The 11,167-nt window shown below is 66.3% G+C and carries 9 protein-coding genes; 6 read left to right on the forward strand and 3 right to left on the reverse strand.

Annotated features, from left to right (window positions below; genetic code table 11):
- Positions 1-164: 164 nt before the first annotated feature.
- From typA to ACFU9P_RS08045, 6 genes are all read left to right on the forward strand, one after another.
- Complete coding sequence (gene typA / locus ACFU9P_RS08020; RefSeq protein WP_384078256.1) at positions 165-2,039, forward strand: translational GTPase TypA; 1,875 nt, start codon at positions 165-167, stop codon at positions 2,037-2,039.
- Positions 2,040-2,537: 498 nt separating this feature from the next.
- Positions 2,538-4,163, forward strand: coding sequence for an ABC transporter substrate-binding protein (locus tag ACFU9P_RS08025; protein ID WP_376378290.1), 1,626 nt, complete (start codon positions 2,538-2,540; stop codon positions 4,161-4,163).
- A 137-nt stretch (positions 4,164-4,300) separates the two neighbouring features.
- The gene (locus tag ACFU9P_RS08030) at positions 4,301-5,230 is read left to right on the forward strand and encodes an ABC transporter permease (protein ID WP_384078257.1); all 930 of its coding nucleotides are present in this window, start codon (positions 4,301-4,303) and stop codon (positions 5,228-5,230) included.
- Positions 5,223-6,176, forward strand: a complete 954-nt coding sequence (locus tag ACFU9P_RS08035) for an ABC transporter permease (protein ID WP_376378295.1) — start codon at positions 5,223-5,225, stop codon at positions 6,174-6,176. The genes ACFU9P_RS08030 and ACFU9P_RS08035 overlap by 8 nt, the downstream gene beginning before the upstream one ends.
- Positions 6,177-6,187: 11 nt before the next feature.
- The gene (locus ACFU9P_RS08040) at positions 6,188-7,243 is read left to right on the forward strand and encodes an ABC transporter ATP-binding protein (protein WP_376378298.1); all 1,056 of its coding nucleotides are present in this window, start codon (positions 6,188-6,190) and stop codon (positions 7,241-7,243) included.
- The gene (locus tag ACFU9P_RS08045) at positions 7,236-8,384 is read left to right on the forward strand and encodes an ABC transporter ATP-binding protein (protein WP_376378301.1); all 1,149 of its coding nucleotides are present in this window, start codon (positions 7,236-7,238) and stop codon (positions 8,382-8,384) included. Before ACFU9P_RS08040 ends, ACFU9P_RS08045 begins: the two co-directional genes overlap by 8 nt.
- Positions 8,385-8,477: 93 nt before the next feature.
- On the opposite strand, the gene ACFU9P_RS08050 is transcribed toward ACFU9P_RS08045, so the two are convergent.
- The 3 genes from ACFU9P_RS08050 to ACFU9P_RS08060 form a co-directional block, all read right to left on the reverse strand.
- Positions 8,478-9,716, reverse strand: a complete 1,239-nt coding sequence (locus ACFU9P_RS08050; protein WP_384078258.1) for a hypothetical protein — start codon at positions 9,714-9,716, stop codon at positions 8,478-8,480.
- Positions 9,709-10,782: a HesA/MoeB/ThiF family protein gene (locus tag ACFU9P_RS08055; RefSeq protein WP_384078259.1), complete on the reverse strand. Its 1,074-nt coding sequence runs from the start codon at positions 10,780-10,782 to the stop codon at positions 9,709-9,711. The genes ACFU9P_RS08050 and ACFU9P_RS08055 overlap by 8 nt, the downstream gene beginning before the upstream one ends.
- 97 nt (positions 10,783-10,879) lie before the next feature.
- Entirely contained in the window at positions 10,880-11,002 is a 123-nt protein-coding gene (locus ACFU9P_RS08060; RefSeq protein ID WP_384078260.1) for a hypothetical protein, read from the reverse strand.
- Between the last annotated feature and the right edge of the window lie 165 nt (positions 11,003-11,167).

Here is an 11,167-nt window from a genome sequence, read left to right on the forward strand (position 1 = left end):
ACCACCCCTCATTACCAGCGACTCCCAGAACCAGCCTCTTCGATCGGGCCGGGAAGCCCATGACACCTCGGCCCCGTACCATGGGACAAGCCGTGGCGTGTCAGCCCGGCGGGCGTACGAGGAAAGAACGCCGCATCCCACGATCGAGAGAAGCGCCAGCCAGCATGCCCACGCGCCACGACATCCGTAACGTCGCCATCGTCGCCCACGTCGACCATGGCAAGACCACTCTGGTCGACGCCATGCTGAAGCAGGCCGGCGCCTTCGCCGCGCACGCCGCCGAGCACCTCGACGACCGGATGATGGACTCGAACGACCTGGAGCGTGAGAAGGGCATCACGATCCTGGCCAAGAACACCGCCGTGAAGTACCACCCCAAGACCGGCGGCGACCCGATCACCATCAACATCATCGACACCCCCGGCCACGCCGACTTCGGCGGTGAGGTCGAGCGCGGTCTCTCCATGGTCGACGCGGTCGTGCTGCTCGTCGACGCCTCCGAGGGCCCGCTGCCGCAGACCCGCTTCGTGCTCCGCAAGGCGCTCCAGGCGAAGATGCCGGTCATCCTCTGTATCAACAAGACGGACCGCCCCGACTCCCGGATCGCCGAGGTCGTCGACGAGACGTACGACCTCTTCCTCGACCTGGACGCGACCGAGGAGCAGATCGAGTTCCCGATCGTCTACGCCTGCGCGCGGGACGGGGTCGCCTCGCTGACCAAGCCCGAGGACGGCACGGTCCCGGCCGACAGCACCAGTCTGGAGCCGTTCTTCCACACGATCCTGTCGCATGTCCCGGCTCCGGAGTACGACGAGACCGCGCCGCTCCAGGCGCATGTCACCAACCTGGACGCCGACAACTTCCTCGGTCGTATCGCACTGTGCCGCGTCGAGCAGGGCGAGCTGAAGAAGGGCCAGACCGTCACCTGGATCAAGCGTGACGGCTCCAAGTCCAATGTCCGCATCACCGAGCTGCTGATGACCGAGGCGCTCACCCGCAAGCCGGCCGAGAAGGCGGGCCCGGGGGACATCTGCGCCATCGCCGGTATCCCGGACATCATGATCGGCGAGACCCTCGCCGACACCGAGAACCCCATCGCGCTGCCGTTGATCACGGTCGACGAGCCCGCGATCTCGATGACCATCGGTACGAACACCTCGCCGCTGGTCGGCAAGGGCGGCAAGGGCCACAAGGTCACCGCCCGCCAGGTCAAGGACCGTCTCGACCGCGAGCTGATCGGCAATGTCTCGCTGCGGGTCCTGGACACCGAGCGCCCCGACGCCTGGGAGGTGCAGGGCCGCGGCGAGCTGGCGCTGGCCATCCTGGTCGAGCAGATGCGCCGGGAGGGCTTCGAGCTGACCGTCGGCAAGCCCGAGGTGGTCACCAAGCAGATCGACGGCAAGACGTACGAGCCGATCGAGCGGATGACGATCGACTCCCCCGAGGAGCACCTCGGCGCCATCACCCAGCTCATGGCGACCCGCAAGGGCCGTATGGAGACCATGACCAACCATGGCTCGGGCTGGATCCGCATGGAGTGGATCGTTCCTTCCCGTGGCCTGATCGGCTTCCGTACGGAGTTCCTGACCCAGACCCGCGGCACCGGTATCGCCCACTCGATCTTCGAGGGCCACGAGCCGTGGTTCGGCGAGCTGCGCACCCGTAACAACGGCTCGCTCGTCGCGGACCGCGCCGGTACGGTCACGCCCTTCGCGATGATCAACCTCCAGGAGCGCGGGGTCATCTTCACCGAGGCCGGCACCGAGGTATACGAAGGCATGATCATCGGTGAGAACTCGCGCTCCGACGACATGGACGTGAATATCACCAAGGAGAAGAAGCTCACCAATATGCGGGCCGCCTCCGCGGACTCCACCGAGAATGTGGTGCCGCCGCGGAAACTCTCGCTGGAGCAGTCCCTGGAATTCTGCCGGGACGACGAGTGCATCGAGGTGACCCCGGAGACGGTACGTATCCGCAAGGTCGTCCTGGACCAGAAGGAGCGCGGCCGCGCCGCCTCCCGCGCCAAGCACGGCTGACACCCCGCCGAGCACAGCCATGAACGGCCCGGGCCCCGCGGATCCCCGCGGGGGGCGGGCCGTTGGGCTCTGCGGTGGTCCGCCGCCCCGCCGGGGACCGGACGCGGTCGTCCGGTTCTGGAGGGTGACCGCCGGGGACACTTCCGGCCGCCTTGACGTCAAGTCCGTTTTTGCGGATCGCGTCCGATTATCGGTGGGTGGTCACCGGATGGTGTGTTAACGGTCCGTTTCGCGGGTGTCTGCCTGGGATAACTTTGTCCGGATTTCGGGCGGACGGGGGGTGTCGATGTTGCCAAAACGAGACCCTTTAAGTGTGGTTTACGGCCCGGTCGTACTTAATAGTTGGCCATTGAGCTCGGGTCAATGGGTCAAGCGCTATGGGGAGCGTCGACTCACGAGCACACTCGGGGTACCACCAACGCGCACTGTCAGGGGTGTCAGCGCGCGTAGACAGTGCCCCGTCTTGTAGTGACAAGTGGACTCATGAGGAGGAACCCCGTGCGTGGTGCCAAGAGCGCCAAGTGGGTGGCGGGCGCGATCATCGTCGCCCTGGCCGCCACTGCCTGTGGCGGCAGCGACAGCAGTGACAATGAGAGCAAGGACGCCGGTTCGGTTGATCCGAACGGTACTTTCTCCGTCGAGGTGGGCGAGCCGCAGAACCCGTTGCAGCCTGCCAACACCATGGAGTCCAACGGCAGCATCGTCGTGGGCGCGCTGTTCTCGCAGCTCGTCGACTACGACGCCAAGGGTGCGATCGTGATGTCCAACGCCGAGTCGGTGGACACGACGGACAACAAGCTCTTCACGGTGAAGCTGAAGGACTGGAAGTTCCACGACGGCACTCCTGTGACCGCCGAGTCCTATGTCAAGGCGTGGAACTGGGCCGCGAACATCAAGAACAACCAGACGAACTCCTTCTGGTTCTCCGACATCGCCGGCTTCGCGGATGTGCACCCCGAGAAGGGTGAACCCACGAAGACCGAGATGTCCGGTCTCAAGGTCGTCGATGACAAGACCTTCACCATCGAACTCTCGAAGCCCATTCCGTACTTCGTCTACAAGCTGGGTTACGAGGTCTTCTCGCCGCTGCCCGAGTCCTTCTACAAGGACCCGGCCGCTGCGGGCGAGAAGCCGGTCGGCAACGGCCCGTACTCCTTCGTGAGCTGGGACCACAAGAAGCAGATCGAGGTCAAGGCGTTCAAGGACTACACGGGTGCGGACAAGGCCAAGAACGGTGGTGTGCTCTTCAAGAACTACACCAACCTGGAGACGGCCTACGAGGACCTGAAGTCCGGCAACGTCGACGTCCTTCGCCAGATCGCGCCGAAGGACCTGTCGGTGTACCGGGACGACCTCGGCGACCGCGCCGTGGACAAGGCGTACTCCGCCGTCCAGTCGATCGTCCCCGCCTTCTACACCGCGCAGTGGAAGGGCATCGACCCCAAGGTTCTCCAGGGTCTGTCGATGGCCATCGACCGCGACACCATCACCAAGACCGTGCTCCAGGGCACCCGTGAGCCCGCAACCGGCTTTGTCGCCAAGGGAGTGCTGGGTTACCAGCCCAACGTCGGTGGCGATGTCTTCAAGTACGACCCCGCCAAGGCCAAGGAACTGATCAAGGCCGGCGGTGGCGTCCCCGGCAACAAGATCTCCATCCAGTTCAACGCCGACGGTGGCCACAAGGACTGGGTCGAGGCCGTCTGCGGCTCGATCACCAAGGCCGTCGGCGTCGCCTGCACCGGCGACTCCAAGCCGGACTTCCAGGCCGACCTGGACGCCCGCGACGCGCAGCAGGTCAAGTCGATGTACCGCGGTGGCTGGGTCCTCGACTACCCGGTGATCGCCAACTTCATCCGTGACCTCTACGGCTCCAAGTCGGACGGCAACCAGAGCGGCTTCTCGTCCAAGAAGATCGACGGCCTGATCTCCAAGGCGGACGCTGCTCCGACCCTGGACGAGTCGGTCAAGCTCTACCAGGACACCGAGAAGGAGATGGTCAACGAGATGCCGGCCATCCCGCTCTGGTACTACAAGGTCAACGCCGGTTACTCGGAGCGCGTCACCGGTGTCGACTACGCCCAGGACGGCGACCCGATCCTGACCGGCGTCCAGGTCAAGAAGTAGCATTCATCGCGCATTGCGGCGTCCCTCTCTGACGTAAGTCAGTAGTGCGGGAAGCAGCCAGCGGCCGGGGGGCCTCTCTTCCGTGAGGACGGAAGAGAGGCCCCGTCGGCTGCCGCAGTGACTGACATGGAGGAAACATGGGGCGCTATGTCGCGCGGCGACTGCTCCAGATGATCCCGGTCTTCATCGGGACAACTCTGCTGATTTTCCTTATGGTTTACGCCCTGCCCGGCGATCCCGTGCGCGCGCTCTTCGGAGACAAGGGTGCGGATCCGGCCACCATCGCCAGCATCAAACATGATCTGGGCCTCGACCAGCCGATCCTGGTGCAGTACTGGCACTATCTGACGGGTCTGCTGCAGGGCGACTTCGGCACTCAGATCGCGAGCCGGCGGCCGGTGACCGATGTGCTCGGCGACGCGTTCCCGGTCACCATCCGGCTCGCGTTGTTCGCGTTCGCCATCGAGATCGTCTTCGGTATCGGCCTCGGCCTGCTGGCCGGTATGCGCGCCGGGCGGCTCGGCGACTCGCTGGTGCTGATCTTCACCCTGCTGCTGATCTCGGTCCCCGTCTTTGTCCTGGGCTTCATCTTCAAGACCGTCTTCGCCTTCCAGCTCGGCTGGGCGGCCCCCAACGTGTCGATCGATGTCACCTGGGGCGAGCTGGTGATGCCCGCGACCGTGCTTGCGGGTGTCTCGCTGGCATACGTCGCGCGACTCACCCGTACGTCGATAGCCGAGAACCTGCGTGCCGACTACATGCGTACGGCCATCGCGAAGGGGCTGCCGAAGCGGCGGGTGATCGGGTTGCACCTGATGCGGAACTCGATGATCCCCGTCGTGACGTTCCTGGGCACCGACCTGGGCGCGCTGATGGGCGGCGCGATCATCACCGAGGGCCTGTTCAACATCCACGGCATCGGCGGCACGATCTTCGAGTCCATCCAGCGCCGCGAAGGCACCACCCTGGTCGGCCTGGTGACGGTTCTCGTCCTGATCTATCTGGCCACCAGCCTGATCGTCGACCTGCTCTACGCGGTCCTGGACCCGAGGATCCGTTATGCCTGACATGACCAAGACCGCAGTGGACAAGGCCGTACCCGAGACCGCCGCCGCGCCGGCCGTGACCCCTTCCGGGAACGGCGCGGAGAAGCCACGCTCCCTCTGGGGCGACGCCTGGAGCGATCTGCGCCGCAACCCGTACTTCGTGGTTTCCGCGATCCTCATCCTGCTGCTTCTGACGATCACCGCGTTCCCCGGGTGGTTCACCGGCGCGGACCCCGTCACGGGCGACCTCAAGGAGCACTTCCTCCAGAAGCCCGAGCTGGGCAAGGCCTTCTCCGACGGCTGGCTCGGCTACGACGGCCAGGGGCGCAGCGTCTACGGGCGCCTCATCTACGGCACGCGCGCCTCGGTGATCGTCGGTATCTCGGTGACCGTGCTGGTCACGATCGTGGGCGGCATCGTCGGGATGCTGGCCGGCTACTTCGGCGGTATCACCGACTCGATCCTCTCCCGGATCACCGACGTCTTCTTCGGCGTTCCCTTCCTGCTCGGCGCGATGGTCGTCCTGAACTCCTTCACCGAGCGCAAGGTGTGGGTCGTCGTGCTGGCACTGGCCTTCCTCGGCTGGACCCAGGTCGCGCGTGTCATGCGCGGTTCGGTCATCACCATCAAGCAGTCCGACTACGTGCATGCCGCGAAGGCCCTCGGCGCTGGCACCGGCAGGATCCTGCTCAAGCACATCCTGCCCAACGCCGTCGCCCCCGTGATCGTCGTCGCGACCATCGCCCTCGGCGGGTACATCTCGGCCGAGGCCACCTTGTCGTACCTCGGACTTGGCCTCTCGGCGCCGACCGTCTCCTGGGGCATCGACATCTCGGACGGCGCCAACCAGATCCGCGTGGCGCAGCACATCCTCATCTACCCGTCGATCATGCTCAGCATCACCGTGCTGGCATTCATCATGCTCGGCGATGCGGTACGCAACGCCCTCGACCCGAAGTTGCGCTGACGGAGGCGTACGTGACCATCATCGACAAAACCGCGGCGGTTCCCGCCCCGGGCGACGGAAGTTCCGACGGTCCGCTGCTCGAAGTCCGTGACCTGCATGTCGAGTTCGCGACCCGGGGCGGTGTCGTCAAGGCCGTCAACGGCGTCAACTACAGCGTCTCCGCCGGGGAGACGCTGGCCGTCCTCGGCGAGTCGGGCTCCGGCAAGTCAGTGACCGCCCAGGCGATCATGGGCATCCTCGACATGCCTCCCGGCCGTATCCCGCAGGGCCAGATCCTGTTCCAGGGCCAGGACATGCTGACCATGAGCAACGAGGAACGGCGCAGGATCCGCGGCCGCAAGATCGCGATGATCTTCCAGGACGCGCTCTCCTCGCTGAACCCGGTGCTCACCGTCGGCTACCAGCTCGGTGAGATGTTCCGGGTGCACCAGGGCATGTCCAAGAAGGAGGCCAAGGCCAAGTCGATCGAGCTGATGGAGCGGGTGAACATCCCGGCGGCCAGGGAACGGGTGAACGACTATCCGCACCAGTTCTCCGGCGGGATGCGTCAGCGCATCATGATCGCGATGGCGCTTGCCCTGGAGCCCGACCTGATCATCGCGGACGAGCCGACCACCGCGCTCGACGTGACCGTCCAGGCCCAGGTGATGGATCTCCTCGCCGAGCTCCAGCGTGAATTCAACATGGGGCTGATCCTGATCACCCACGACCTCGGCGTCGTCGCGGATGTCGCGGACAAGATCGCCGTGATGTACGCGGGCCGCATCGTCGAGACCGCGCCGGTCCACGAGATCTACAAGCGCCCGGCCCATCCGTACACGCGGGGGCTGCTGGACTCGATCCCGCGCCTGGACCAGAAGGGCCAGGAACTCTTCGCGATCAAGGGCCTGCCGCCCAACCTCCTGAAGATTCCCAGCGGTTGCGCGTTCAACCCGCGCTGTCCCTCGGCACAGGACATCTGCCGTACGGAGGTCCCGGCCCTGTCGCCGGTGACCGAGCGGGACGGCAGTGAGCTGCCTGGACGCGGCAGCGCGTGCCACTTCTGGAAGGAGACGATCCATGGCTGATCTGGCGAATTTCGACGAGGCCGGGGAAGCCACCCCGAATGTCACCGACGTAGAGGTGGTCGGGGCGGAGACCGAGTCGGCGGCTGTCGCCGCCATCGAGGCGCCGGTCGAGCGGGGCGAGCCGATCCTCCAGGTCCGTAACCTCGTCAAGCACTTCCCGCTGACGCAGGGCGTCCTCTTCAAGCGGCAGATCGGCGCGGTCAAGGCCGTGGACGGCATCTCGTTCGACCTTCACCAGGGCGAGACCCTGGGGATCGTGGGCGAGTCCGGCTGCGGCAAGTCCACCGTCGCCAAGCTGCTGATGATGCTGGAGACGGCCACCGCCGGCGAGGTCTTCTTCAAGGGCCAGGACATCACGAGGCTCTCGGGGCGTGCGCTGAAGGCGGTCCGGCGCAATATCCAGATGGTGTTCCAGGACCCGTACACCTCGCTCAACCCGCGTATGACGGTGGGTGACATCATCGGGGAGCCGTACGAGATCCACCCCGAGGTGGCGCCGAAGGGGGACCGGCGGCGCAAGGTCCAGGAGCTGCTGGACGTGGTCGGACTCAACCCCGAGTACATCAACCGCTATCCGCACCAGTTCTCCGGCGGCCAGCGCCAGCGCATCGGCATCGCCCGCGGCCTCGCGCTCAACCCCGAGATCATCATCTGCGACGAGCCGGTCTCGGCGCTGGATGTCTCCGTCCAGGCGCAGGTCATCAACCTGATGGAGAAGCTCCAGGACGAGTTCAATCTCTCCTACATCTTCATCGCGCACGACCTGTCGATCGTCCGGCACATCTCCGACCGGGTGGGCGTCATGTACCTCGGCAAGATGGCCGAGATCGGTACGGACATCCAGATCTACGACCACCCGACGCACCCCTACACCCAGGCGCTGCTCTCGGCGGTCCCCGTTCCTGATCCGGAGGCCCGGGAGACCCGCGAGCGGATCATCCTCGCCGGGGACGTTCCCTCCCCGGCGAACCCGCCGTCCGGCTGCCGCTTCCGGACCCGCTGCTGGAAGGCGCAGGACAAGTGCGCCACGGATGTTCCGCTGCTGGCCGTTCCCGAGCGCTTCAAGGGCACGGGCGGGCAGGCGGCCCATGAGTCGGCGTGCCACTTCGCCGAGGAGAAGGACATCGTCCACGCGGCGTGACCGCGGTCGTATGCCGTACGAGCGGCGCCCGGAACCGAGTGGCTCCGGGCGCCGCCGTGTGTGATGCCGGTTCCCGCACGGTGCCGGTGAGCCTCAGATGCCCTCGCGCTTGTCCGACAGCCTGCCGATCATCCGCCGGACGCGCTGACCATGTGTCTTCCACCAGGTTGTCACCCACAGAAGCTGCAATCCGGCCACGACAAGGAATGTGGTCGTGGCGTCGACCGCCTCCAGCCAGTTCCGCGGCTGTGTGAGATGAGCGAACGAACGGCTCAGCAGGGCCCAAGTCACCTGTGTGGTGACGAAGAAGGCCAGCGTGAGGCAGCCGGCGGTGCCGACCGCGAGAAGGACCGTGTAGGCGCGCAGGGCGCGTCGTTCGCCGGAACGGAGACCGATGAGGGGATCGAGCGACTCACGGCCGGTCGAACGGGCGCAGAGGTGCCGCAGATATCCGAGGGAGTCCCGGTACATGTTGCGGCAGCGCGCCAGGTCCTGGAACACGAAGTAGATGTCGGTACGGGTGAACACCATGAACTGGAGTGAGACGGCCACCAGTCCGGTCAGAGCGATCAGCGACAGCAGAGGATGCGTACCGAAGACCGCCATGACCAGGAGGCACGCGCCGCTCAGCGTCAGATCCAGCACCATGCCCGCCAGATAGACCGTCAGCCGCGTCCGGCGGTCCGACAGCCAGACTCCGGAGACATCGGTCTGTACGACCAGGAACTGCAGCCTCGTACCGAGTCGGATCGTCCCCGGCACACCCGCCGCGCGTGCGGTCAGCAGATGCGCCAGCTCATGGAAGGCGATGAACAGCCAGGTCATCGCCGACTGCCCCAGCAGGACGAAGGTGCCGTGGCTGCTCCAGAGGGCATCGTCCCAGCGCGGGAGGATCCGGGGGTACGTGACGGCGGCCACCAGCCCGGAGAGCCCGACGGCCAGCAGAGCGCCGTGGAGGAGCGGGTGGAGAGCCCAGCGGACATGGTGCGGCTGAATGCCGGGGAGAGTGGGCGCCGCCGGGGCCTGTACGGAGGCGGCGCGACCGTCGATGGAGGAGACAAGCCCTAGGTCGGACAGCGCCCGGACGAAGCCGTCGACGTCCATGTCCCGCCCCGTTTCGGCGCGCAGGCGTTGCCGCGCGTCATCCACGGTGGCGCCGGATGCGAGCAGGCGGACGGCGAGGACGCCCTCCCAGGGCAGCGCGACGAAGATTCCCGCATCTCGTCGGCCCACGATCCACTCGTCGCCGTCCTCACGGAACCCCAGCGGGTGGAAGGCCACCTGAGTGATCCGGCCGTCCGGCGCTTTCTCGCCCGGCCCGGTGTCAGCCACGGCACGTTTCACAGTCCGCGAGCGCGGGGTGCCGGACATGGATCAGTTGATCGGGAGCGATCAAGTTGATTCCCCGCACATAGCCGGGCGGTTGCCGGGCGACGCCGGTGAGGAGCGAGATGATCTCGTACGCGAGCAGATGGCCGGAGATTCCGGCCGAGGGGGCGATGACACCGGGACCGCCGAGATGAGGGACCGGCCCTTGTCGCAGACGGGCCTCCTCACCGGCGGCGACGCACTCGAAACAGGGTCCCCCCGGACCGTAGACACCCACTGTGACCAGCGGTCCGTCGTAGCCGGCGCCGACCCAGGGGAGACCGGCCGCGGCACATGCCCTGCTGGTCATTCTGTTGATTCCGTCGTCCCGGGGTTCATCCGCGCACAGCGCGAGCACGTCGAAGCCGGAAACCAGGTCCTTCAGATCCTGTTCCGTGGTCACCTTGCGCTGTTCGTACGTCACGGTCGTCCCGGAATTCACCGCTCTGAGGGCAGCGGCGGCCGCCGCTGCCTTCGGGCGGCCGATGTCGGACTCCGTGTAGAGCGTCTGCCGGGTCAGATTGGAGACCTCGACGACGTCGGGGTCCACGCAGTGCAGACGCCCGACCCCGGCGGCCGTCAGGGCCCATGCCGTGTGACTGCCGGTGCCGCCCAGACCGAGCACGACGACCCGGGACTCCCTGAGCCGGGTCTGCGCCTCCCAGGCGCTTGCCCCGGGCCGCAGGTCCACCCGCCGGAAGAACGCGTGATTGCGGCCGTACCGCTCCCTCGCCGAGGCGTCCAGGTCAGCGGGTGCCGGGGCCGCCGCGTCCTCCACATAACCGGTCGCCATGAGCTGATCGAGCAGATCCGTCGCATGGGACCGGCTGAGCGAGGCGTACCGGGCGCCCAGCTCCGAGACGATCTCGGCCGCCGCGCGGTGCCCGTTCATGAGACCGAGCGCCGCCCAGACCCAGCCGTGCGGGTCCTTGATCTCGGCGGCGACGGGGTACAGCTCGCCGCCGATACGAATCGTCCCGTCGTCGTACCGGTAGGGGCTGTGTTCGGGTTTCACTCGTGGAAACAGCATGGCTCAACACCCATCCGTAACCGATCCGTATTCTGCCGCCGCCGGGGCGGGCGGCCCCTTCCGCTCCGCCCGCCCCGCCGGCCGTTCCGGGCTGTGATCAGCGCGCGGGCGCCTTCGCCTGGATTGTCTCGATCTTGTCGAGAATCCTGATCTCGATCACGCCGGGCTGCTTTTCCTCGGCCTTCTCTACCGGCTGGTGCTTGTTCTCCTCGTGCGTCATTTCGGCACTCCTTTTTCTGACGGTTTCCATCCGTGAGCGACATGGTGGCACTGGGATCTTTCACGCATCTTTCTCAGGCACGGCCGGGGCCTCGGTTGCGGCCATGCGGTTTCCATGCGCCGGCCATGCATCCGATTGCGACGATCCCCGTGATCTCGGCAGAGG

Origin of the sequence: Streptomyces sp. NPDC057617 (assembly GCF_042800555.1) — a bacterium.
GTDB lineage: Bacteria > Actinomycetota > Actinomycetes > Streptomycetales > Streptomycetaceae > Streptomyces.

Coding starts and splice junctions, on each gene's coding strand:
- typA (WP_384078256.1), top strand. CDS start 165: ATGCCCACGCGCCACGACATCCGTAACGTCGCCATCGTCGCCCACGTC.
- ACFU9P_RS08030 (WP_384078257.1), top strand. CDS start 4,301: ATGGGGCGCTATGTCGCGCGGCGACTGCTCCAGATGATCCCGGTCTTC.
- ACFU9P_RS08035 (WP_376378295.1), top strand. CDS start 5,223: ATGCCTGACATGACCAAGACCGCAGTGGACAAGGCCGTACCCGAGACC.
- ACFU9P_RS08045 (WP_376378301.1), top strand. CDS start 7,236: ATGGCTGATCTGGCGAATTTCGACGAGGCCGGGGAAGCCACCCCGAAT.
- ACFU9P_RS08055 (WP_384078259.1), bottom strand. CDS start 10,782: ATGCTGTTTCCACGAGTGAAACCCGAACACAGCCCCTACCGGTACGAC.
- ACFU9P_RS08060 (WP_384078260.1), bottom strand. CDS start 11,002: ATGACGCACGAGGAGAACAAGCACCAGCCGGTAGAGAAGGCCGAGGAA.